Below are 24098 nucleotides of genomic sequence, written 5' to 3' on the forward strand. Positions count from 1 at the left end.
CGCTAACTACGGTCGGTACAGGACTGCGCTACCGAACCCTTCGAATACAGGTCAGGCTACGGGCGGGCCGATGTCGAGGCCGATGTCGAGCACCGGAGCGGAGTTCGTGATTCGACCGATGGAGATCTGGTCGACCCCGGTGCCGGAGTACTCGCCGATCGTGTCGAGGGTGACCCCACCGGACACCTCGATCAGTGCCCGGAAGCCCCGATCCGCCAACTCGCTGGCCGCCGCCACGCACTCGCGCACCTGATCCGGGCTCATGTTGTCCAACAACACGGCGTGGGCCCCGGCGGAGATGGCCTCGACCATCTGATCGAGACGATCGCATTCGACGTGCACCGTGCGCGCCGGCCACAGGTCGAGGCAACGGGTCACCGCCTCGGTGATGCCGATGCCCGTGATGTGGTTGTCCTTCAGCAACATCCAGTCGCTGAGGTTGCCGCGATGATTGCGCCCGCCACCGGCCCGTACCGCCGCCTTTTCGATCGCCCGCAGCCCCGGCGTGGTCTTGCGCGTATCCCACACCTTCGCACCGCCACCCGCCTCGGCGGCCACGACATAGCGATTCGTCAGCGTGGCGATACCCGACAGGTGCCCGAGGAAGTTGAGTGCGGTGCGCTCGGCGGTCAGCACCGGGGCCAGGCGGCCGCGCACGAACCCGATGTCGTCGCCGGGGGCCAGCGTGTCGCCGTCGCGCTTGACCCATTCGACCTCGATCGAATCGTCCACCTGCGCAAACGCCTCCTGGGCACACACCGTTCCTGCGAGCCGACCCGCTTCGCGGGCGTTGAACCGGGCGACCGTGCGGGCTTCGGGGTCGAGCAGATCGGCGGTCAAGTCGCCGAGGGGATGAAGGTCCTCCTCGAGGGCGCGCCGAACCGCATCGCGCACGAGCACCAGCGGAGGGTCAAAGTAGGTGTTCATCACGATCCAATCACCAAACGAACTCGGAATTCCTCGTGGGTCCCCGGGAAATCCGTTCGGGTGTGCGCCCCCCGGCTTTCCTCGCGAGCCTGCGCCGCGCCCAACAACGCGACTCCTACCACGACCAGGTTGATCAGCTCACACACCGCCGGATCCGTGGAGTGCGCCGGCAGTTGTGCCCACACCTCGGCGAGATCGTTGCGAGCCGTGTCGATCGACTCCGCGGTACGCAACACGCCGGCGTGAATGGTCATCGTGCGCTGAACCTGCCGTCGCAGTTCGTCGACCGCGTCCCGCCCGAGATCGGTCGCCGTCGACGTCTCGAGCGCGGCCACCGTGATGCGCCGACCGCCGATCACGCGATCGGTCGAGCCCTCGCGGTTCACCGAACGCATCGCCCCGGTGTCGCACGGACCGCGTTGACCCCGCGAGATCGCCTCGGTGACGCGGGCGCCGAACACCATGCCCTCCAACAGCGAGTTCGATGCAAGCCGGTTGGCGCCGTGCACCCCCGAACAACTCGTCTCTCCCGCAGCCCACAGGCCGGGCAACGACGTCGCACCGTCGAGATCGGTGACGATGCCGCCACACTGGTGATGGGCTGCCGGCGCAACCGGGAGGTAATCGTGGGCCGGGTCGAGCCCCGCGCTTTCGAGATCGGCGAGGATCGTCGGAAACCGTACGTCGAAGTCCTTCAACACCGTCGCGTCCAGCCACACGCGATCGCTGCCCTCCTCGAGCATCTTGGCGGTGATCGCACGACTCACGACGTCGCGAGGCAACAACTCGTCGACGAAACGCTCGCCCCTCGAATCGCGAAGCAGCGCACCGTGACCTCGCAACGCCTCGCTCAACAGCGCTCGCGGCATCGCCGGATGATCGAGTGCGGTCGGGTGGAACTGGAAGAACTCGAGATCGGCCACGGCCACCCCGGCGCGCAAGGCCATAGCCACACCGTCGCCGGTGGCCACCGGTGGATTCGTGGTCACCGCGAAGAGTTGGCCGGCGCCGCCGGTGGCGATCAACACGTTGCGTGCCCGCACCTCGAACACCCGACCGTCGCGTGCCGCCGTCACACCGCAGCAACGGCCATCCTCCACGATCAGGTCGAGCGCGAAGGTGAACTCGTGTACCTCGCGAACCCGTTCGCGCACCGCCACGACGAGTGCCCGTTCGATCTCCGCACCGGTCGCCGCGCCGCCTGCGTGCACCACCCGCGGCACCGAGTGGCCGCCCTCTCGTGCCAGTTCCAACTCGCCGTGCTCGTCTCGATCGAACAGCGCACCGAGCGCGATGAGATCGTGCACCCGGCCGGGGCCCTCGTCGACGAGCACCCGCACCGCTTCGATATCGCACAGTCCGACCCCGGCGGCGAGGGTGTCGGCGAGATGGAGATCGGTCTCCTCCTGTTCACCCGACAACGCCGCAGCGACGCCACCTTGAGCCCAGCGGGTCGTCGCCAGGTCGAGTTCCGCTTTGGTGACGACCCCGACGCTGAGTCCTTCGACCTCGGCGGCCCGAACCGCGGCCGACAACCCGGCCACGCCGCTTCCCACCACCAACAGATCGAGTTCCTCGCTCGATTGTGTGCTCACCTGCCCTCGATTCCCACGTTGTCGATCAGCCGGGCGCGGCCAAAGCGCACCGCTCCGAAAAGTCTGCTGGAAAGATCACAGCGAAGCTGCGGTTCGAGTGTTGCACCGTCGGCCACCTCGACGTAATCGAGTTCGCCGAGCGGCTCCGCCTCGATCACCTCCGCCATCGCTCGGCGCACCACCTCGGCGTCGCGCTGCCCGCCGACGATCAGGTCGGCCCCGTGGCGCAACGCTCGGTGCAGCACCGGAGCCACGGCACGTTCAGCGTCGCTCAGATACACGTTACGGCTCGATCGCGCGAGCCCGTCGTCCTCTCGAATCGTTGGGCACCCGACGATCTCGACGGGGAGCGACAGGTCGAAGGCGAGCTGACGGATGATCGCAAGCTGCTGATAATCCTTCTCGCCGAAATACGCCCGACAGGGGCCCACGATCGACAGCAGTTTCGTCACCACCGTCGCCACCCCGTCGAAATGGGTGGGCCGGCTCGCGCCCTCCATCACCGCGGCGAGCGAACGCACCGACACGGTCGTGAGGACCGGTCGGGGATACATCTCCTCCACCGACGGCGTGAACAGGTACGCGATTCCGCAGCGTTGCGCCCGTTCGCGATCGCCATGCGGATCGCGCGGATACGCGTCGAGGTCCTCGCCGACGCCGAACTGCAGCGGGTTGACGAAGATGCTGGCGACCGCGACGTCGCAGTCGCCAACGGCGCGTTTGAACAGCGACTCGTGGCCGTCGTGGAGGTACCCCATCGTCGGAGCGAATCCGACCCGGCGACCGTTCGCGCGGTGGTCGTCGAGGGCCTCACGAAGCTCGGCGATTCCTTCGATGATCTCCACCGCTCAGCCCTCTATCCGGTCGAGCGGTGCGAGCAGGTCGCGGCCGGCCAGGCGGGTGGCCTCGCGTGCGAGCACACGGTAGGTGTCGCGCTCGTCGGGGCCGATGGCCTCGAGATGCCGCTCGATCGTCGCGAGGTCGCCACGCGCCGCGGGGCCGGTCAGCGCCTCGGCCGCTCCCAGGGTGCGAACGTTCTCGACGACGGCCGCGGCCATGTCGAGATAGGCGTCGATCGGGGCGCCGATCGACGCTGCGAGCCGTTCGACCTGACCCAGCAGGGCGACGAGATGATTCGCTGCGACACAAGCTGCGGCGTGGTAGGTGACACGGTCGAGATCCGAGATGCGAAACGAGCGACCTCGTAACGCTCGAGCCACCTCCCACACGATCGGATCGCCGCCGGTTCCATACCAGGCTCCGACGAGCCGCTCGGCGCCCAACTCGGCCGAGGGCAACGACACGAGCGGATGGATGGCGCCGACGCGCCGATGGGGGGCGAGCACGTCGAGTCCGACGGCGCCGGCCACGTGGGCGACCACCGCGTCGCCGGGCCGGATCGTCGAGGCGACCTCGGCGATCGCCGGGTCGGACACGCACACCAACACCAAATCGACCCCGTCTGCCGCCGCCTCGATCGCGGCGTGGTCGCGCCCGATCGGCCCGTCGACGTTCCAGCCGGCGCGCCGCAGCGCCAACGCGAACGCGCCGCCGGCGCGGCCCGCACCCACGATGCGAACCTTCGTGGTCACGCCAACCCCTCCGCCAGCCATACCCGACCGTCCGCGGTCTCGATGTCGCGATCGCTGACGAGGTCGGGGGCGACCTCCTGCATCGGAACCAGCACGAACCGACGATCCTTCCAACGCGGGTGGGGAAGGGTGAGGTTGGGGTCGTCCATCTCCACACCATCGACCCAGATGATGTCGACATCGAGGGTCCGCGGCCCCCAGTGTTCCTCGCGCACCCGATACGCCGCCGCCTCGAGGCGATGACACAGACCCAACAGGTCCTTCGGCGACAGGTCGGTGTCGAGGACGGCCACCATGTTCAGATACGGCCCCTGTCGCAGGGGACCGCCGACCGGTTCGGTCTCATAGACGTTGGAAACCGCCACCAGGTCGGGCAACGACGCGATGGCATCGCTCAGATACGCCCGCCGGTCGCCGAGGTTCGATCCGAGCGCCAGAATCGAACGGGTCATCGCCGCTGCTCTCGACGGATTCGCACTCCCGACGTTTCGAGGTGCTGGGGAACCGGCGGTCTCAGTTTCCGAATCGACACCGTGACCGCGTCGATGCGCCGATCGAGCAGGACCTCGTGAGCAATGCGTGCCGCCGCTCGCTCCATCAGCGCCGCGCGTTCATGTTCGATGATGCCTTCGACCGTGGCACACAGGGCGCCGTAGTCGACCGTGTCGTCGAGATCATCGCTGTGGCCCGACTGCGAGAGATCGACCTCGACGTCGAGGTCCACCTCGAAGGGCTGGCGACGCTGTTGTTCCTCGGCCAACGCTCCGATGTAGCCGAGGGCCCGCAGGCCGCGCAGCTCGATCACATCCGTCATCGCAACGGTCACTCGGCGCCGCTCGCGCTACGGGCCCGGGCCAACATCTCATCGCGGACCTTCGCCGCCACGGTCACCAGATCGCGGGCCTGAGGCCCGAGCTGACGACTCGTGATGTGTTCGACGAGGAAGATGGCGCGAGGTTGCTCGGCGACCAACCCCGCCCACACCAGGTACCCGGCCATGAGCCCGAGGACCTTGTCGTTGAGGTCCTCGTGGTGATACAGCACCTTCGCGCCCGACGCGAGCGCTGTGGCGAGTTCCGGGTACACCTCGCTGAGATAGCGCGGATAGTCCTCGGCCGCCGGGAACGGGCGGTGACGCCAGGGCACACCCAATTCGTCGTAGTTGTGCAGGTTGTGACTCGCCGGGATGAGGCTGATCACCGGATTGAAGCCGGTCTCGCGAATCCAGATGATCTCTTCCTGGCGGCGCACCTTGCGGTGATTCTGACCGTATCCACCCGGTCGTTCACACACGCCGAGTTTGTCCTGCATGATCCAATGGAAATGCCGGGGTTCGATCCCCTGTGCCCACTTTCCCTTCGCTGCCATGATCTGTCCTTTTCCAATCCTGGTGGAGTTCGTCGAATCAGCCGGCCCGTAAGCCGTTCTGGAGATGGTTGGGGGCATTCAAGCGCTCGAACGCCATCCCGAGCGCGGCGACGTGCGCTGCAACATCGTGTACCCGAATCAGGCTCACGCCCGCGGCCATCGCCCACACCGCCATCGTCAGCGCCGCCTCGAGACGGTCCGTCGGCGCCGGAGGGCGGTCCGGGGTTCGGTCCGCTTGAGCGCACAACGCGCCGAGGGTCGACTTGCGGCTGACCCCCAACGCGACCGGAATCCCGGTCGCGACCAACTCGTCGATTCGCGCGACGAGTTCGAGGTTGTGTTGCGCCGTCTTGCCGAACCCGATGCCCGGATCGATCCAGATCTCCGCCACCCCGCCATGCGCCGCTGCGTTGGCATGCGCCACCAACTCGTCGCCCACCTCTCGGCACACGTCGCGGTACGTCGGAACACGCTGTTGCATCGAGGCCGGATCCCCCGCCATGTGCATCGCCAGCCAGCCGACCCCGCGCCGGGCCGCGACGGGCCACAGCGACGCCGACACATCGTTGATGATCGAGGCACCGGCATCGATCGCCGCGCTGGCGACCTGTTCGTGTCGGGTATCGACCGAGATCCGCGCCCCGAAGCCGCTGATCGCGGCGATCACCGGAACGACCCGCTCGAGTTCCTCGTCGATCGACCCGGCGACCGCTCCTGGTCGGGTGGATTCACCGCCGACATCGATCACGTCGGCGCCCTCATCGACCATGCGGCGCGCGTGACTCACCGCGGCATCGAGATCGACGTAGCGGCCCCCGTCACTGAACGAATCCGGCGTGACGTTCAAGACGCCCATGATCGAGGGGATCATCGACCGCCATGGTAGAGGAGGGTGTCAAATCTCCGATGGGCGAAAATCTCGACCCCGAAGCGTTCAGCGCTGTACGAAACTCATGGCCTCGGCCCGGGCGGCCTTATCGGTCAGGAAGATGCCGCGCACCGCGCTGGTGACCGTCGTCGATCCCGGCTTGCGGACCCCGCGCATCCCCATGCACAGGTGTTCGGCCTCGATGACCACCATCACCCCGCGGGGGTCGAGCACGTTGACCATCGCATCGGCGACCTGGGTGGTGAGTCGTTCCTGCACCTGCGGACGCTTCGCGAAGCCGTCGACGAGGCGGGCAAGCTTCGAAAGCCCGGTGATTCGCCCCTCGGTGTTGGGGATGTAGGCCATGTGCGCCTTGCCGAAGAACGGGACGAGGTGATGTTCACACATGGAATAGAAGGGAACATCGCGCACGAGGATCATCTCTTCGTGACCGGCGTCGAAGGTCACCTTCAGGTGTTGAGCCGGTTCCTCGTGAAGCCCGCTACTGGTCTCCGCGTACATCCGAGCGACCCGGGCTGGAGTGTCGCGCAAGCCATCGCGGTCGGGATCCTCCCCGATGGCGGCGAGGATCTCGCGAACCGCAGCTTCGATACGGCCGAGGTCGACCGGCGAGGCCGCGACCCCCGCAGGGACGGTCGCGTCGATCGTGTTCAGGTCCGACGCAGAGGTGGTTGAGCGCTCAGTCATCGAGGGTCGATGCTTGCACGGATGGCTCAGCGGGTGCGAGCGCGTCTACTCGCCCTGTTGGTACCGAGCGAGGTAATCGAGATTGCGATACCGCTGGGCGACGTCCAACCCGTAGCCAACCAGCCAGTCCTCATCGGCGACGGTGAAGCCCACGTAGTTGACTTCGAGCGCCTCGATATCGGCCGATTCCCGAGCGATCAGGGCGCACACCTCGAGACTGGCGGGCTTTCGGGACTCGAGGTTTCGGCGCAGGTAGCGCAGCGTGAGCCCCGAATCGATGATGTCTTCCACCAGAATCACGTCGCGACCGGCGATGTCCTGGTCGAGATCCTTGACGAGGCGCACCACGCCGGAGGTCCGGGTGGAGCTTCCATACGACGACACCGCGATGAAGTCGATCTCGACCGGCAGGTCGATCGCTCGCGCCAGATCGGTCATGAAGACGTAGGCGCCCTTGAGGACACAGACCAGCAATGGGCTTCGCCCGGCGTAACGTTGCGTCAGTTGCGCACCGATTTCGGCGATTCGCGCCTGAATCTGCTCGGTGGTGAGGAGAACCTCTCCGACTTCGGGGTCGCGCTCGGCAAAGCTCATCGTCGCCAACCTACGGCCGGGTGCCCACGGGCCGCCAGCCACACGTCCGCACCCCCCCGTCATCGCTCGCCAGGGGGGATCAGCCGGAGGCGCTGCGCGGTTCGAGCGATCTGCCAGCCCGCGACGACATCGGCTCGCGGGCGGTCCCCCCGAGCGACGGCCAACATTCGCTCGAGTGCGGCGGCATCGGGGGCGTACGAGGTCTGCACCTCACGACGCCACCATTGCCGCATGGCGGTCACGGCCACCGGGCGGGCAGAGCCGGCGACGGAACGGGCATCGGTTGGATCGACATTTCGCGCCAGTTCATCGAGGCCCTCGATCAGGTCCCGTTGGTGTCTCGCCGCCGCGGCGATCGCCGGCACCACGTCGCGCCGGGCGATGTCGTTGAACAGCGAGATGAGTTCGCTTCGGATTCGGTTGCGGGTGAACCGGGGGTCGGCGTTGGCGGGATCTTCGAGCGCGTCGATCCCGAGCACCGCACACAATTCAGCGGTCTCGCGCCGGCGGAGCCCGAGCAACGGTCGGCGGGTCGGATCGATCCCCGAAAGACCCTCCGGGCCGGTGCCGCGCGCGAGGAACCACAGGACCGTCTCCGCCTGGTCGTCAGCGGTGTGGCCCAACAACGCATCGCCGAGCACCTCGTGTCGCGCCGCACGGGCGCGGGCCTCCAGATTGGGGCCGTCGCCGACCTCGACACGGACGCTGCGAAAGCCCGCACCGAACCGCCTCGCCGCCTCCGCCACCACGAGCGCGTCGTTCGCCGAGTCGGGTCGAAGCCCGTGATCGACGTGCACCGCCGTCACCTCGCACCCTGCGGCCACCGAGAGCACCAGTAACGACAGCGAATCCGCTCCGCCCGAAACTCCGCACGTCACCGCCGTGCCGGCCACCGGAAAGCTGCACCGCTCGAGGAGACGCCCGATCAAGTCCTCGCCGCGATCCCCGACCACCGGACCCTCAGATCGCGACGGCGGCGGGAACCCGCTGCAACCAGCGTTGCGGTTCGCGGATCTCCTCAAGGCTCGGAAGGTTGTCCGGCCCGGCGAACGCCAACTCGAGATACTCGCGACCACCCTGCTCCTCGAGGGCCGCGATGAACGCCTCCCCCTGCGCGTACTGGGCCATCTTCGCTTCGAGACCGACGAGCTTCTGAACGAGCTTCGCCGTGCCTCTCACCTCGCCTCGGCGAGCGCTCAGCGTCGCGCTGAACCGTTCCGCCGACGGAACCGCCGTTCCACCGGCGCGGTCCATCGTCACGTCTCCGTGACCCTCGAGCAGGCTCATCATGCCGCCCACCCGATCGAGTGCGGCCCGCTGCGAGGTCGACGCGAACAGCGTGACGAGGCCGTCGTCCAACGGATTACGCCGGGAGCGCACGCCCTCGGCGATGCGGCCGATGGCAGCGAAGAACCGGGTCGGATCCGGATCGGCGAGGGTCATGAGTTCGGTGGTCTGTTCGACGAAGTAGTCGCGCAGCCAGGGTTTGCCGGTGAACTGCGTGCGATGGGTCACCTCATGCAACGCCACCCACAACCGGAACTCGTCGCTCGGAAACTCGAACTTCGACTCGAGCGCGGCGATGTTCGGCCCGACGTAGTACACGATGTCTTGTTCGTCGGGATTCTCGTCCTCGAGGACGAGTAGGTCGTATTGGCCGAGCACGCGCTGGCTCATCCAGCCCAGCATCGCGCCGATCTCGACCCCCGCGGCCCGCGACGCAAGCGCGGTGCCAACCCCGGGGCGCAACCGTTCCTCGACCCGATCGGTCAGCGGGCGCAACAGGCGCTGAAACGACGCGATGTTCGCTCGGACCCAGCCTTCGCGATCCACCACCCGGGCTCGGGCCCGACCGGAGGTCGACTGCCAACCGGTGTAGGCCTCGACGAGGCCCTGGGCCTGATCGGTGAAGTCGTCGAATTGGCGATGGATGGCGCTGTATCCCGCCGGGAGCGCCCCCTGACCACGTGATGAGACAAACCGGGCGACGCGCTCGGCGGTCGGCCAGTCGATCGCGCCGCTCACGCGACGGCCGTCAGTTCTCGGGATAACGGGTGCGGCTGACCTTGAACGCGTACAGGACGAAGATCGCGATGACAGCGAGGAAGATCGGCGGGGCCAACAAGACGCCCAGCCAGAAGTGCCACACGTGTGAGCCCTCTTGGGCGAGAAGAGTGAGCAGTGCGTACATCGGGGTTCAGCTTAGGAGACGAACCCGTGGATCGCGCAAAAGCGCCACCGCCCGACGTGTCGTGTGTCATCCGGGCGCGACGTGTCGTTGCGCCCGGAGGGCATCGATCAGTTCTCGGGTTTGGCGCATTCGGCGATCGCCGCAGCGATCCGAGCCCGCAACTCGTCCGGACACCGATCCTGGCAGCGGTTGGCGATCACCTTGCGAATCTCGGCTTCGAAATCGAACGCCTCAAGACACGGTGAACAGTTGCGAAGATGCCCCTCGACCGCAACGCGATCGTCCTCGGTCAGTTCGCCATCGAGGTAGGCATAGAGCTCGGAAAGCGCACCATCGCAGTTCTCGGACATCATCGGGCTTCTCTCGCGGTCGGTGCCAGGTTGCCGCCCGCTGCACCCGAAGCTGTTCCGTCGGGAACAAGGCGGCGAGCGGACGCAAAATTCCACAACGACTTCTGCAGCGCTTTTCTTCCCCGATGCAGCCGACTCATCACCGTTCCGATCGGCACGTCCAGGATTTCGGCGATCTCTTTGTAAGAAAACCCTTCGACATCGGCCAACAACACGGGCATGCGGAAGTTCTCCGGGAGCGACTCGATCGCCTCTTTGACCTCACCCTCGGTGAGCAGATCCATCAACTGATCCTCGGCGCTACGCCCGATCTGGCTCGTTTCCACCCCGCCGAGCCGCCGGTAGAGATACAGGTCTTCCACGTCCGCCAGGTCCGATTCCTGGGGTCGACGCTGCTTGGCCCGGTAACTGTTGATGTAGGTGTTGGTCAGGATGCGATAGAGCCAGGCCTTCAAGTTGGTGCCCTGCTCGAAGCGGTCATAGGCACGAAACGCCCGCAGGAACGTCTCTTGCATCAGATCCTCGGCATCGGCGGTGTTTCGCGTCATGCGACGGGCCGCGCCGTACAACGCGTCGACGTACGGTGCGGTGTCGTCGGTGAAGGTGGACGGATCGGCCATTCGCCAACGAGGGTACTCCCGACGCAGCGCCGCGTCGCCACGAGGCGACAACCGGTGACGGCGGGCTACGTTGTGGCGGTGGCGCCGAGCTATCTCATCCCCGACGATGCCTGCACCTCGTTGAGCGACTACAGCGCACTCGGGCTCGACGCCGCGGTACAGGCCGCCAGAAGGTCCACACCTCAACAGCTGCGCACCATCGTCGAACAGAGTGGGCTGCGAAGCCGCGATCACGCAGCCCTGTCAGTCGGGCGTCGGTGGGTGCAGATCTGCCGAACCACCGACGTGGGCACGCGGTATCTCGTCGCCACCGCCACCGACCCCGAACCGGGGAGCTTCAGCGACCGTCACCTGTTGCGCACCAACCCGTTCGCGGTCATCGAGGGAATCGTCACCGCGGCGTTGGCGCTCGACACCAGCGAGGCCTTCATCGTGATGCGCCGCAGCTTCGAACGCGAATACGAGATCCTGACCACGGCACTCGCCGAGGCCGAAACCGCCGGCTGGCTAGAGCAGGTGAGCATCAAGTGCGTCCGCGCCGATGACCACTACCTGCTCAACGACGAACGGTCAGTACTCGAGGTCATCGAAGGCCGTGCACCGATTCCGCGACGGCTCTCCCCCGATGTCGACGGGTTGTTCTGCAACGCCGAGCGGGGCCCCGACGGGGTCGAACGCCTCCCCGATCTGCCCAATGCCACGGTGGTCGAAACCATCGAAACCCTCGCGAACGTTGCGGCCATCGTCGTCAACGGCTCACGCTGGTTTCGAACGATCGGCACTGCAGTGTCCCCCGGCAACCTGCTGTGCACCATCACCGGCGACGTCAACACCCACGGCGTCGTCGAAGCCGAGCTCGGCGAGCGGCTCTACGACGTCATCGAGGCCGGTGGAGACGGGTACTTATCGGCGTCCTCTCCGAAGGCGGTGCTCAGCGGGGTGAGTTCTGCGGTGCTCACCCGATCGCGCCTGTCGGCACCGATGTCGTGGGAGGGGCTCGCTGCGGTCGGGGCCGACATCGGACGGGCCGCGTTCACCGTCCATGACGAGCCGACCAACATGATCGAGGTCGCGCATCGAGTCGCCGCATACCTCTATGTCGAAAGCTGCGGGCTGTGCCCCCCGTGCAAGTACGGAGGGGGCGAGGTGACCGCGTATCTCGCCCGACTCGCGGCCGGGGTGGGCGACCAGCGCGACGTCGAGGCACTCAACCAGCGGGTCACCACGGTCGCCGACGGCCGTCGATGCGACATTCCACTGCGGATGTACAAAATCGTCAGTTCGATCATGCAGGCGTTTCCCGGCGACGTCCGCGACGCCGCGCATCGACAACTCACCCCGGTCACCCCTTCCACACTCGAACACATCGTCGACATCCTGGGTGGGGTTGCGATTCACGGCGACACTCAGACGTACCGCCGAGCCGACTGGTCGACCTCTGCAACCCCCGTCGAACTGACCCGCTGGTAGCGAATCACCGCGGAAGCGGCCGTCTCGGCCGTCTCGGCAGTGCCGACGCGTCGCCGGACGATCGCCGCACCTACCATGAACCCGCGCACGCAAACGTTCAGGGGGACTCGACATGGCACACGATCTGGTGATTCGAGGCGGCATGATCGTCGACGGGACCGGCACCGAGGCCTACCGCGGTGATGTGGCGATCGACGGCGACCGTATCGTCGAGATCGGCACGGTAGATGCCACGTCGGCGGCGCGGGTGATCGACGCCGACGGAGCCATCGTCACCCCCGGCTTCGTCGACCTGCATTCGCACCTCGACGCTCAGGTCGGATGGGACCCGACGATGAGCTCCTCGTGCTGGCACGGGGTCACCTCGGTGGTGATGGGTAACTGCGGCATGACCTTCGCCCCGCTGCGTCCCGGCCACCACGAGGTGCTCGCCAACATGATGGAATCGGTTGAGGACATTCCCGCCTCGGCCATCCTCGACGGACTCGCCTGGAATTGGGAAACCTACGGCGACTACCTCGACCGGGTCGAGGAGATGCCCAAGGGGATGAACTGCGGCGGGTACGTCGGCGATGTCGCGCTACGTGTGTACGTGTGCGGCGAACGGTCGATCGAACCCGAGTACCGCGCCACCGAGGACGAACTCGCACAGATGGCCGCACTCGTGGAGGAGGCGCTCAACGCCGGCGCCCTCGGCTATTCGATCTCGCGGAGCCTGAGCCACAAGGTTCCCGACGGACGATTCGTTCCGGGGACCTTCGTCGACCCGGTCGAGTACCGCACGATCGCCGAACCGCTGCGACGGCTCGGCAAGGGCGTGCTCGAGGCGGCACCGCGGTACAACGATCTGGACGGGTCGACCTGGCGGGTCGATGAGGAGGTCGCCTGGATGGCCGACCTCAGCCGGTTCACCGGACGACCGTTCAGTTTCAACCTGTTGCAGATGAAATCGCTCGGTGATCACTACCGTCGCGTCATCGAGCTCTGCGACGAGGCGAACCGCACCGGGGCCCAGGTGCGCCATCAGACCACCCCGCGTCAGGTCGGCATCCTGTTCGGACTCGGGGCCAACTCACTGCTCGACTCGCTGGCGAGTTGGGCACCGTTGCGCGACCGCCCCTTCGCCGAACGGCTCGCGGCCCTGCGAGACCCGGCGCTGCGTGCGAACCTGGTCGCCGAGGGCGTGGCACAGGGCGACGGCACCTACGGGGCGATGTATCTGCTCACCCCCGAGTCGGGCGCGTTCTACGAGTACGCGCCCTCCGACACGATCGCCGCCCGGGCCGCCGCGGCGGGGGTGCATCCCGTCGAGTTCTACCTCGACGCCCTCGATGCCACCGACGGACGAGCAGTCGCCAACTGGCCGGTACTCAACAACGACTATGGGGCGATCGAGGAGCAGCTTGCAAGCCCGGCGAGCATCATGGGCCTCGCCGACGCCGGCGCTCACGCCACCCAGATCATGGACGCCTCCCAGCCGACGTTCCTGCTGTCGCACTGGGTCCGCGACCGAGGCACGCTCCGGCTCGAAGACGCCGTTCGGCGCCTCAGTTCCGACACCGCGGATTTCGTGGGCTTTCGGGATCGTGGGCGCGTGGCCGTCGGGGCCTTCGCCGACCTCAATGTCATCGACTTCGACAATCTGGCGTTGCCCATCCCGGAGATCGTCAACGACTTCCCGACCGGCGCTCCCCGATTCGTGCAACGGGCCGAGGGCATGTTGCACACGATCGTCAACGGACGTCCGTTCATGGACCACGGCGAACACACCGGCTCGCTCAGCGGACGGGTGCTTCGCTCGTAGCGAGCGTTACCCCTGCTTCGACGGATCCTGCGCAACGCTCGAGACGTCGCTCGACCTGGTCGCGCGCAGCGAGGCGACCACGGTGACGGTCAACGCGACCAGGATGATCCCGAGCGAGACGAACGGGTTGATGTGCACCCACTTGCTCAGAACCATCTTGATGCCCACGTAGAACAGGATGATCCCCAGGCCCTTGGGGAGATACACGAGGCGATCCCGCACCGACTCCAACAGGAAATACAGCGACCGCAGCCCGAGGATCGCCATGGCGTTGGAGGAGAACAGAATGAAGCGATCACTGGAGATCGACAGGATCGCCGGCACCGAGTCGACGGCGAACAACAGGTCGGTCACCTCGATCGCCACCAGGACCACGAACAGCGGAGTGGCGATTCGACGACCGGCTTCGCGCGTCCACAGTTTCTGTCCGTCGTAATGCTCCGCGACGGGCACGACACGGCGCACCAGACGCAGGGCCGGATTCGCCTCGGGGTCGATCTCGTCCTCGTCGTCTCGAAACACGTTGACCGCCGTGTAGAGCAGGATCGCTCCGAATACGTACATCATCCATTCGAACGACTCCAGGAGTGCCGCCCCCGCGAGGATGAACACCGCCCGCATTGCCAGCGCCCCGAAAATTCCCCAGAACAACACCCGGTGCTGGTACTTGGACGGGACACCGAAGTACCGAAAGATCACCGCCCAGACGAACACGTTGTCGACCGACAGCGACTTTTCCACCACGTACCCGGTCAGGTAGCGCGCCGCAGCGGTGCCTCCGTCGTCGAGCACGAACGGCAGCACCGCCGCAAAGCCGACGCCGAGCGCGATCCACCCCGCGGAGGTCCGTGCCGCCTCGGCGGTGGTGATTTCATGTGCCTGTTTGTTCAACACGAACAGGTCGATGAGCAACAAGGCCGCGACCCCGACGAGAAACGATGCCCACAGCCACGCCGGAACGTGAAACGCGTCCTTTGGCGCCGACGAGGCGAGCAGATGCACGGTGGGCGTCGACAGGTTCGGCACGAGCGACGATCGTAGGTCGGTCTCGGTCGAGTGTCAGAGGTCCTCGTTAGGGTCTGTGTTCATGCTCGAAGTCGTGGCGTCGCAACACATCGAAACGCTCGTCGCCGATCTCGCGCGCCGCCTGATCGACGATCCGCTCGATCCGATGACCCCGGAATGGATCGCCGTCGGCTCCGACGGGCTGCAGCGCTGGCTGCAACTCGAACTCGCGCGCCACCTGGGCGCTCAGCGCGGCCGCGACGACGGAGTGGCGGCCAACATCACCTTCGCCTATCCGGGCACGCTGCGAACCGCCGTCGTGCTCGCCGGCACCGACCACGCCGAGTTCGACCCCTGGCTTCAGGATCGCCTCGTGTGGTCGGTGCTCGAAACCCTCCAGAACCTTTCCGCCGGCGCCGTCGACGCCGCCGACGGGCACACGGCGTCGATCCTCGACTCAGGCGGGGGAGCGTCACATGCGCTGGCCCGGCGCGTCGCGTCGCACTTCGCCGCCTACCAACTGCATCGTCCAGCCATGGTGATGAGTTGGCTCGAGGGTCACGACGTCGATGCCGCCGGGAGCGCACTCGCTGCACCACAGCTCTGGCAACCCGAACTGTGGCGGTTGGTGCGCGATCACCTCGGGGTCCCGAGTCCTCCGGAGCGCTTGCGGGAGGCCCTCGAACGGGTTCGACGGGGCGAAGTCGACCTCATGTTGCGCGGACGACTGTTGCCACGTCGCCTGGTGTTCTTCGGCCCGTCACTCCTGCCGACCGGCGCGGGGTTCCTCGACGTGGCCGAGGCCGTCGCGCAGCGCCCCGGCACCGAGGTCATCGTGTATGTCAACGAGGCGTCGAGCGCCCTATCCACCACCCTGCGCCGTGAACTCGGAGACCAGAAGATCTCGCAACGCCGCACCCACGATGTGTCCGCCGAGGTGGCAACTCATCAACTGCTTCGGTCCTGGGGTCGGCTCCAACGCGAAACCGCCCTGTTGCTCGCCCCCTACGAGACCACCGTCCTGCCCGATGAACCGCGGCCCGCCAGCTCGGTGCTCGGTGCGGTGCAAGCCGACATCCGCGCCAACCGCGAGCCCGCGGGCACCTTCGCGGCCGCGGCCGACGATCGCTCCGTACAGCTGCATTTCTGCTACGGAGCTACCCGACAGGTCGAGGCCGCTCGCGATGAGATCTGCCGGCTTCTCGCCGACGACGACACACTGAGCGAGGACGACATCGTCGTGCTCACCCCCGACCCGACGACGTTCCTACCGATCGTGCAAGCGGTGTTCGGCGCATCGGCAACCCGGACCCGAAGCCACACCGCCGACGCCACCCCGTTGATCCGCTACCGCATCAGCACCGGCTCCGCCACAAGCAACCCGGCCGTGACGGCGTTGCTCGCGATGTTGAATGTCGCCACGGGCAGGTTCGAGGTCACCGAAGTTCTCGCACTGTTGCAGATGCCCGCAGTTCGCGATCGGTTCGGGTGGACCGACGACCATATCGAACGCATCTCCGGGTGGCTCGCCGACACCAACGTCCACTGGGGCCTCGACCCCGCGCATCGCGAGCGGTTCGGCCTTCCCGCCGCCATCACCGGTTACTCCTGGCAAGAAGCGCTCGATCAGTTGCTCATGGGCGCACTCGTGCTCGGCGACGACGAGTTGGCGATCGGCGACGTCGTTCCCTATGACCCTGCGAGTTCCGAGATCGACGTGATCGGACAACTCGGTTCGGTGCTGTCGACCCTCGAACGCCTTACCGAGGCTGCGACCACGCCCCGCACGATCGACGAGTGGTGTGCGCTCCTCTCCGACGTCATCGGCGAGACCCTCGGAGATACCTCACCCAATGGTTGGCACCTCGACGGTGCGTACCGCCTGTTGGCGCGGCTCGCATCCACCTCGCGCCTCGCCCGAGTCGGCGGCGAGCGGCGAGCCGACGGCACCCCCGGCTCCTCCACCGCACTGTTGACCCTCGCCGAGGTGCACGCACTGGCGAGCGACACGCTCGGCGAATCGCGATCCCGCTCCGATTTCTTTCGGGGCGGCATCACGGTCACTTCCCTGGGGGCGTTGCGGAACGTCCCCAGTCGCGTGACCTGCGTTGTGGGCTTCGATCAAGCCGCGTTCGGCTCCGGGGCGACCGACAGCGACGATCTCATCGCCGCCACGCCACGCATCGGCGATCGCGATCGACGGGCCGAGGTCCGCCAGACACTCCTCGACGCGGTGGTGTCGACCTCGGATCACTTCTTGACGTTCAGCGACGGGCGCGACGTGCAGACGAACGCGGAGATTCCGCCTCCGGTGCTGCTCGCCGAACTCATCGAGACGCTGTGCGCAACGCTCGGCGTCGACGACGCTGAGCAGCTTCCAGCCGGGATCCTGGTGCGACATCCACGACACGCATTCGACGCTGCGTACTTCACTGATGATGCCGGTGGGCTTCGATCGTTCAACCGCAGCGCACTGCGTGCAGCGCTGGCACGAAGGTCGCGTGATCCGAACGCCACGCTCGACCCCGACTGGCCGATGATTCGCCTCACGGAACCGATGAATCCGGGAGACGCTGCTCTCGAACTCGACACCCTTCACGACGTGATGCGCTCACCCACCCGTATGTTTCTGGAAGGCGGGGTTGGCATTCGCCTTCCCCGGGCCTCCGAGCAGTTGTCCGCACGACTTCCGATCGAGTTCGATGACCTCCAGAAATGGGAACTCGGTACCGAGGTGCTCGACATCGAGCGCACCGGCCAGAACCTCCATCGCTGGAGCGAACACCAACGCCGCAAGGGAGTCCTCCCACCGCTCGGATTGGCCGACCAGATCATCGGCGACCTGAAAACCGAGGTCACCTCCATCATTGAAGAAGCCCAATCGCGGGGCCTCGCGCTCGTCGAGGGTGCAACCGTCGGCATCGACCTCACCATCGCGGGTGATCGACGCATCCTCGGTTCGATCGTGGAGGTGTTGAGCGCGCCGCGGCGCGGTACCGCCCACGTGCACTTTCGACGGCCCAAGTCGGCCCACCTCTTGGAAGCCTGGGTCGATCTCCTGTGTCTCACCGCGGCAGATCCAGCCGTACCGTGGGAGGTTCACCTCGCGTCGAGGGCGCCGTCGAGCACGTCGAAGCCGGGCCCACCGCCCGTCGCCATGGTGCTGCGAGGCCGAGACCTCGGCGCCGTAACGGCGATGGACCATCTCGAATTTCTCGTCGGGCTCCACGACACCGCCATTCGCCAGCCGGTGCCGTTCTTCCCAGAACTGTCTCGATCGATCACCCAGGGTGAAAACCGAGGCACTCAGGCCAAGGTCTGGAACGAGGAGCGCGGTCGGCTCCGCGACGAACGCCTCGTCTTCGGCGACCACACGCTCAGACAACTCCGCGAGTTCACCGCCGAAGGCCACGACATCGTGGCGAACTGCGATGGCGAAACGCTCCTCGACCGCTACGCCAACGCGGTGTGGAGCCGCTTCGATCAATCGGTCTCCGTCGAGTCAGATCCCGCTGCCAACGACGCCGACGCCTCGCCGCCGGCAACCGACGACGAGCCCCCGCACTCTGGAGGCCAGAAGCGATGAACGAGCTGAACTCCGACCCTCACGGCGATACCGGAGAGGTCTTCGACACCTCGGCGAAGCTTCCGACCGGTCGTGTCTGCATCGAAGCCTCCGCCGGCACCGGCAAGACCTTCACCCTGGCCGCACTGGCGGTGCGGTCACTCGCCGAGACCGACGTCCCGGCAGCCGGGCTCCTGATCGTCACGTTCACACGCGCCGCAACCGCTGAGCTGCGCGGTCGTATCCGCGACGCCATCAACGAGGCGATCACACACCTCGAAGCGGCGATCGCCGCCCTCGATACCGATCAGCCCGCACCGCAAACCGACGTTGCACACCTGAGTGCCATCGCCAAGGGGACACTCCGGGAGTTGGTCGAGCGCTCCCGACGGCTGCGTGTCGCTCTCACCGAATACGACACGATCACCATCACCACCATTCACGCGTTCGCTCAACAGACGCTCGCGAGTCTCGGCGTCAGTAGCGGCACCGATTCCCTCGTCATCAGCGAGGCCGATAGCAACGACGCCGTCATTGACGCATGCGCCGACGTTGTCGCCCGGGCGATCGGCGAAGGCCACAACCCGGCCATGATGCCGACGTTGTCCAAACTCGCCGACTGGACGAAGTTGGCGCTTCGCTCCAGCGACCTGATCCTGGAGCCGGCGCTGACCGACACCGACGCGGACGATGCCGATCAGATGCGGACTCGTCTCGTCACCGAAGCGGTCGCGTTGCTCGCGAGACGCCGCCACGACCGTGGGCTGGCGAGTTTCGACGATGTGCTCGTGGCCCTGCGCGACGAACTTCGACACGCGACACACGCCCCCGAACGATCGGCGATCATCGACACGCTGCGCTCGCGATATCGCATCGCGCTCATCGACGAGTTCCAAGACACCGATCCCGTTCAGTGGGAAATCTTCGAAACGATCTTCGACGGCGACGAATCCACCCTCGTGCTCGTCGGCGATCCGAAGCAGGCCATCTACAGCTTCCGCGGCGCCGACATCGCGACCTATTCAAGGGCAATCACGGCCCCGGCCACCCGACGCACGCGCCTGCGAACCAACTGGCGCGCCGACGGGATCGTGATCGACGCACTCGATGAACTGCTGCGCGGCGCCACGTTCGGCGACGGAATCGACTTCGTCCATGTCGATCCGGCCGAGCACAACGTGTCGCGGAGCGCCCGCCGAAACGACGGTGCCACGTTGTCTCCGGTGCGGATTCGGCTCGCCATCAACGACGACATCGAACGCACAGGGAAAACCGGAACAACCCAAACGGACGCGGTGCGCCTGGCGATCGCCAACGATCTGGTGGCTCAGGTCCACGACGCCCTCGATCACCTCGTCATTCCCGACCAGGACGGTGACCGAGCGGTCCAGCCCGATGATCTCGCGGTATTGGTTTCGACCAAGGCTGAGGCGGTGGCCATGCAGCAGGCGCTCGTCGCGTCGGGGGTGCCTGCCGTGCTCAGCCGGGCCGAAGACGTCCTCGAATCCCCCTCGGCCATTCAATGGCGTTGGCTGCTCGACGCCCTCACACGCCCATCCGATCCCATGCGCACGCGCCGTTTCGTGCTCGGATGGTTCAGCCAACGCGACATCACCGATCTCACCGCCGACCCGGATGCGGTGCTCGATGAGGCCGCCGAACGGTTGGCGACGTGGAACGAGGTGCTCCGCGACCGAGGGGTCGCCGAGTTCGTGCGACGTATCTTCGACGACAGTCGGGTTCTGGAGCGGGTACTGGCCGGCGCCGAAGGCGATCGAGCCGCGACCGATCTCCAACACCTCGGCGAACTGTTCCAGACCCAGTCCACCCAACGACCCGGAGTCAACGAGCTCCTCGCCCTGCTCGACCCCTCAGGTCTCGACACCGAACACGGTGAAGTGGGCGTCGCGTCGCGGCGCGTCGAGACTCAACAGCCCTCGGTGCAGATCATGACGGTCTGGGTCGCCAAGGGCCTCGAGTATCCCGTCGTGTTCGTCCCGACCTTGTACTCCACGCCCACGAAGGTTGATGCGATATGCACCAAGCCGGACGGGACGCGTCGCCTCGGCCTGTCCGAGGACCTCAGGAAGCGCTATTCGGCGGATGCCAGACTTCACCGCGACACAGAGCGGCTCCGGCTGTTGTATGTGGCGATGACCCGCGGCCGCCATCACTGCGTGTTGTGGTGGTCGCCCGTCCACCAGAATTCGCGTGCCCCTATAACCCGGTTGTTGTTCGCCCGCGACGCCGCCGGCGACGTCGACCCCGAGAAGTTCTCGGGCAAGGACGCTCCGAAGTCCCCCACCGAGGCATCGGCGGCACTCAGCGCCCTGGCACCCCTCATCGAGCGCACCGCGGGACTCGTCGCCTTCGAGTGTCACGGCGATCCGGGTGTCGCACGGCCACGTGCCGACACCGCTCAAAGCGAGGCAGACCGCGACAAGCTGACGGCGGCCGTGCTCACTCGCGAGGTACCGCGGGTGACCGGACGGTGGTCGTTCAGCGCCATCACGGCGCTCGACCACAACCGGTTGAACCCCGACGATCCCTCGCTGGGCGATCACGGCTCCGACGACGAGGACCAAGGCGAGTCGGCCGGCGCCGATGTCCCGACCCCGGCGGGTGACGCTGCGGGTCGCGCCGTCGGCCCGACCGAGGTCGCCACTGCTTCGACGACCGTGACGATGCCCTTCGGACGGCTCCCCGCCGGCCCCCGGTTCGGCACGCTGGTCCATTCGCTCTTCGAACGATGCGACTTCGCCGCGGATGATCCAGCCGTCGAGGTCGCCGGTGTGCTCACCGACGAACTCGCCTGGCAGCCGATCGACCTCACACCACGATCGCTCGTGTCGGCCACACACGCCGACGGCATCGAGCTGCTCGTCGACGGGATGGTCCGGGCCTTCGACACGCCGTTGGGAGACCTGTTCGGCGGTCGCCGACTCGGTGACTTCCGCCGTGCCGACCGCCTCGACGAGCTGTCCTTCGAGTTGCTTGTCCGGCCCGCATCCACACCCCTCAGCGACCGCGACATCGGCGCTCTCATCGCCAGCCACCTTGCCGACGATCATCCACTCGCCCCGTGGGCGGCAGGATTGGCCGAGGGTCGATTCGGCGTCGACCTCGCCGGCCACCTCACCGGCTCGATCGACGCCATCTTCCGCATCGAGTCCGCCGAGGGCTCGCGCTTTGTCGTGTCCGACTACAAGACGAACCGTCTTGGCGCCTTCGATGCCGAACCCGACCCGTTCGACTACCTCGGCACCAACCTCGATCGGGCGATGACCCAACATCACTACCCGCTCCAGGCGTTGCTGTATTCGGTGGCGCTTCACCGTTACCTGCGCTCCCGACTCGCGGGGTACGACCCCGATCTCCATCTCGGTGGCATCGCGTACCTGTTCGTACGCGCCATGATCGGGCCGAACACACCCGTTGTCTCCGGAGCCACCGCGGGCATCTGGACCTGGCGGCCATCCAGCGCACTGATCACCGAGCTGAGCGACCTGCTCCACGACGACGTTGCCAGCGCCGGAGGCACCCGATGACTCGCACCTCAAGAACCGTGGCACTGCCCAGCGGAGTTGGCTCGCTCGCACCCTTCGTCGACGCCGGCGTGTTCCTCGACAGCGAGGTGCAACTCGCTGCGGTCGTTCAACGCCTCGCTGTTCGCTGCGGTCACGAGGCTTCCGACCTCCTCATACTCGGCGTCGCCGTGGCGGCGCGCGGGCCCCGATTCGGCCACGTGCGGGTCGATCTCGACACGATCGCCGACCTGCACCTCGACGACCACGACGAGCCGGCCGAAGTTCCATGGCCGGATCCGCAGGACTGGCGCGACGCGTTGAACGCCGCCCCATGGGCGGTCGCCACTCCGCACGACGCGCACCTCGCCCCACTTCGTCCCCTCGTGTTCGACGGACGCAATCTCTACCTTCAGCGTTACTTCATTCAGGAGCAACGGGTCGGATCGGACCTTCTCCGCCGGGCCGGCACGGAAGGACTACTCGGGTGGAGCGAGCAGGCGATCGACACGGCGATCGACCGCTTCTTCAAGCCATCCGACCAGGACGCCGACGCCGAGACTCCCGATTGGCAGCGCAGCGCCGCGCGCGGTGCCCTCAGCAGCCCCTTCAGCGTTCTCGCCGGCGGGCCGGGCACCGGAAAGACCCGCACGATCGCACGCATGTTGGCCACGGCGCAGTCGCTGGCGCTCGATGCCGGCCGGCCGCTCCTGGTCGGTCTCGCGGCGCCATCCGGCAAGGCGGCGGCACGGATGAACGAGGCGATTTCGTCCGCTATCGCAGAATTGACCTCCGACGAACTCATCAGCGACGAGTTGGCCGAGGTGTTGCGCTCCGCTCAGGCGACCACGATCCATCGGATGCTCGGCGCGAACCCGCGCAAGGGGTTCGCTCGGGATCGATTCCACCCGGTGCCCTTCGACATCGTCGTCGTGGATGAGACGTCCATGGTGTCGCTGCCGCTGATGGCCCAGCTGCTCGACGCCGTGAGTGATCGCACCCATCTCGTCCTCGTCGGCGATCCCGATCAGCTCGCCTCGGTCGAAGCGGGAACGGTGATGGGCGACGTCGTGGGCCCCTGCGTGGACGACCCGACAACCGGGGGCTCGGGCACCGTCGCCGCGAACGGTCCGCTGCAACGCAACGTGACCGTGTTGCGGGTTGCCCGACGCTTCGGAACCGATTCCGGCATCGCCAAGCTTGCGGCCGCGGTTCGCCGGGGCGACCCTACAGAGGTCCTCGCGACGCTTCGAGACGACCGAAACGATGTGGGATGGATCGAACACGCCGACAGCCCGTCGCTCACGGCGCTGATCGACGAGGTGACCGACACCGCCCGCCAGGCGGTGCTCGCCGCCCAAGACGGCGAGGTGGAGGTCGCACTCGAAGCCCTGTCGTCGCTCAAGGTGCTCGCCGCCACGAACCGGCAACAACTCGGCGTCGCCGACTGGCGGGGCCGCATCGAGGAGCGTCTGATCGCCGAGGGACTCGACGTGCGATCCAACGAGCGTTGGTATGTCGGCCGACCGATCATCGTCACCCGGAACGATCGTCTCAACGGCCTCGCCAACGGCGACGTCGGCATCACCATCGCAACCGACGACAGCCTTGCGGTCGCCTTCGAGGGCAACTCCGGTGAACGCCGCATCATTCCGACCGCTCGCCTCGACCACATCGACACCTGGTGGTCGATGACCATCCACAAGAGCCAGGGATCCGAGTTCGGCCATGCGATCGTGTCGCTTCCGCGCCCGTCGGTTCCGATCCTGACCCGTGAACTGCTCTACACCGGAATCACCCGGGCGCGAGACCGGGTCACCATCATCGGTTCGGAGGAGTCGGTGGTCGCCGCCACCCAGCGACGGGTGGCGCGCGCCTCCGGACTGCGGGAGCGACTGTGGCCGGAGCCGTGACGCA

General features: G+C 66.7%; 21 protein-coding genes. 5 read left to right on the forward strand and 16 right to left on the reverse strand.

Annotated features, from left to right (window positions below; translation table 11 throughout):
- Positions 1-51 precede the first annotated feature (51 nt).
- The 15 genes from nadC to M9952_00520 form a co-directional block, all read right to left on the reverse strand.
- Complete coding sequence (gene nadC, locus M9952_00450; protein MCO5311402.1) at positions 52-927, reverse strand: carboxylating nicotinate-nucleotide diphosphorylase; 876 nt, start codon at positions 925-927, stop codon at positions 52-54.
- Positions 927-2522: an L-aspartate oxidase gene (gene nadB / locus M9952_00455; protein ID MCO5311403.1), complete on the reverse strand. Its 1596-nt coding sequence runs from the start codon at positions 2520-2522 to the stop codon at positions 927-929. The genes nadC and nadB overlap by 1 nt, the downstream gene beginning before the upstream one ends.
- Entirely contained in the window at positions 2519-3367 is an 849-nt protein-coding gene (gene panC, locus M9952_00460; protein MCO5311404.1) for a pantoate--beta-alanine ligase, read from the reverse strand. The genes nadB and panC overlap by 4 nt, the downstream gene beginning before the upstream one ends.
- Positions 3368-3370: 3 nt before the next feature.
- Entirely contained in the window at positions 3371-4114 is a 744-nt protein-coding gene (locus M9952_00465) for a DUF2520 domain-containing protein (protein MCO5311405.1), read from the reverse strand.
- Positions 4111-4566: a 2-amino-4-hydroxy-6-hydroxymethyldihydropteridine diphosphokinase gene (gene folK / locus M9952_00470; GenBank protein MCO5311406.1), complete on the reverse strand. Its 456-nt coding sequence runs from the start codon at positions 4564-4566 to the stop codon at positions 4111-4113. The genes M9952_00465 and folK overlap by 4 nt, the downstream gene beginning before the upstream one ends.
- Complete coding sequence (folB, locus tag M9952_00475; protein MCO5311407.1) at positions 4563-4928, reverse strand: dihydroneopterin aldolase; 366 nt, start codon at positions 4926-4928, stop codon at positions 4563-4565. The genes folK and folB overlap by 4 nt, the downstream gene beginning before the upstream one ends.
- Positions 4929-4936: 8 nt before the next feature.
- Positions 4937-5482 carry a hypothetical protein gene (locus M9952_00480; protein ID MCO5311408.1) on the reverse strand — a complete coding sequence of 182 codons (546 nt, stop codon included), beginning with the start codon at positions 5480-5482 and terminating at the stop codon, positions 4937-4939.
- Positions 5483-5519: 37 nt separating this feature from the next.
- Positions 5520-6353 carry a dihydropteroate synthase gene (gene folP, locus M9952_00485; GenBank protein MCO5311409.1) on the reverse strand — a complete coding sequence of 278 codons (834 nt, stop codon included), beginning with the start codon at positions 6351-6353 and terminating at the stop codon, positions 5520-5522.
- 63 nt (positions 6354-6416) lie between these two features.
- The gene (gene folE / locus M9952_00490; GenBank protein MCO5311410.1) at positions 6417-7058 is read right to left on the reverse strand and encodes a GTP cyclohydrolase I FolE; all 642 of its coding nucleotides are present in this window, start codon (positions 7056-7058) and stop codon (positions 6417-6419) included.
- Positions 7059-7103: 45 nt separating this feature from the next.
- A complete protein-coding gene (hpt, locus tag M9952_00495) occupies positions 7104-7652 on the reverse strand; it encodes a hypoxanthine phosphoribosyltransferase (GenBank protein MCO5311411.1) in 549 nt (182 codons plus the stop codon).
- A gap of 59 nt (positions 7653-7711) precedes the next feature.
- Positions 7712-8605 carry a tRNA lysidine(34) synthetase TilS gene (tilS, locus tag M9952_00500; GenBank protein MCO5311412.1) on the reverse strand — a complete coding sequence of 298 codons (894 nt, stop codon included), beginning with the start codon at positions 8603-8605 and terminating at the stop codon, positions 7712-7714.
- A 7-nt stretch (positions 8606-8612) separates the two neighbouring features.
- A complete protein-coding gene (locus tag M9952_00505; GenBank protein MCO5311413.1) occupies positions 8613-9677 on the reverse strand; it encodes a zinc-dependent metalloprotease in 1065 nt (354 codons plus the stop codon).
- A 10-nt stretch (positions 9678-9687) separates the two neighbouring features.
- A complete protein-coding gene (locus tag M9952_00510) occupies positions 9688-9843 on the reverse strand; it encodes a hypothetical protein (protein MCO5311414.1) in 156 nt (51 codons plus the stop codon).
- 107 nt (positions 9844-9950) lie between these two features.
- A complete protein-coding gene (rsrA, locus tag M9952_00515) occupies positions 9951-10193 on the reverse strand; it encodes a mycothiol system anti-sigma-R factor (protein MCO5311415.1) in 243 nt (80 codons plus the stop codon).
- The gene (locus M9952_00520; GenBank protein MCO5311416.1) at positions 10193-10813 is read right to left on the reverse strand and encodes a sigma-70 family RNA polymerase sigma factor; all 621 of its coding nucleotides are present in this window, start codon (positions 10811-10813) and stop codon (positions 10193-10195) included. Before M9952_00520 ends, rsrA begins: the two co-directional genes overlap by 1 nt.
- A gap of 54 nt (positions 10814-10867) precedes the next feature.
- On the opposite strand from M9952_00520, the gene M9952_00525 reads away from it, so the two are divergent.
- Both M9952_00525 and M9952_00530 read left to right on the forward strand, forming a co-directional pair.
- Positions 10868-12283, forward strand: coding sequence for a hypothetical protein (locus tag M9952_00525; protein ID MCO5311417.1), 1416 nt, complete (start codon positions 10868-10870; stop codon positions 12281-12283).
- A gap of 112 nt (positions 12284-12395) precedes the next feature.
- Entirely contained in the window at positions 12396-14087 is a 1692-nt protein-coding gene (locus tag M9952_00530) for an amidohydrolase family protein (GenBank protein ID MCO5311418.1), read from the forward strand.
- 6 nt (positions 14088-14093) lie between these two features.
- On the opposite strand, the gene M9952_00535 is transcribed toward M9952_00530, so the two are convergent.
- The gene (locus M9952_00535; protein MCO5311419.1) at positions 14094-15113 is read right to left on the reverse strand and encodes a TerC family protein; all 1020 of its coding nucleotides are present in this window, start codon (positions 15111-15113) and stop codon (positions 14094-14096) included.
- Positions 15114-15174: 61 nt separating this feature from the next.
- On the opposite strand from M9952_00535, the gene M9952_00540 reads away from it, so the two are divergent.
- From M9952_00540 to recD, 3 genes are read left to right on the forward strand one after another with little or no spacing between them, the layout of a single operon-like run.
- Positions 15175-18678 carry an exodeoxyribonuclease V subunit gamma gene (locus tag M9952_00540; GenBank protein ID MCO5311420.1) on the forward strand — a complete coding sequence of 1168 codons (3504 nt, stop codon included), beginning with the start codon at positions 15175-15177 and terminating at the stop codon, positions 18676-18678.
- Positions 18675-22205: a UvrD-helicase domain-containing protein gene (locus M9952_00545; GenBank protein MCO5311421.1), complete on the forward strand. Its 3531-nt coding sequence runs from the start codon at positions 18675-18677 to the stop codon at positions 22203-22205. The genes M9952_00540 and M9952_00545 overlap by 4 nt, the downstream gene beginning before the upstream one ends.
- Positions 22202-24094 carry an exodeoxyribonuclease V subunit alpha gene (gene recD / locus M9952_00550; protein ID MCO5311422.1) on the forward strand — a complete coding sequence of 631 codons (1893 nt, stop codon included), beginning with the start codon at positions 22202-22204 and terminating at the stop codon, positions 24092-24094. The genes M9952_00545 and recD overlap by 4 nt, the downstream gene beginning before the upstream one ends.
- Positions 24095-24098 lie beyond the last annotated feature (4 nt).

The organism is Microthrixaceae bacterium, from assembly GCA_023957975.1.
In the GTDB taxonomy this organism is placed as follows: domain Bacteria; phylum Actinomycetota; class Acidimicrobiia; order Acidimicrobiales; family Microtrichaceae; genus JAMLGM01.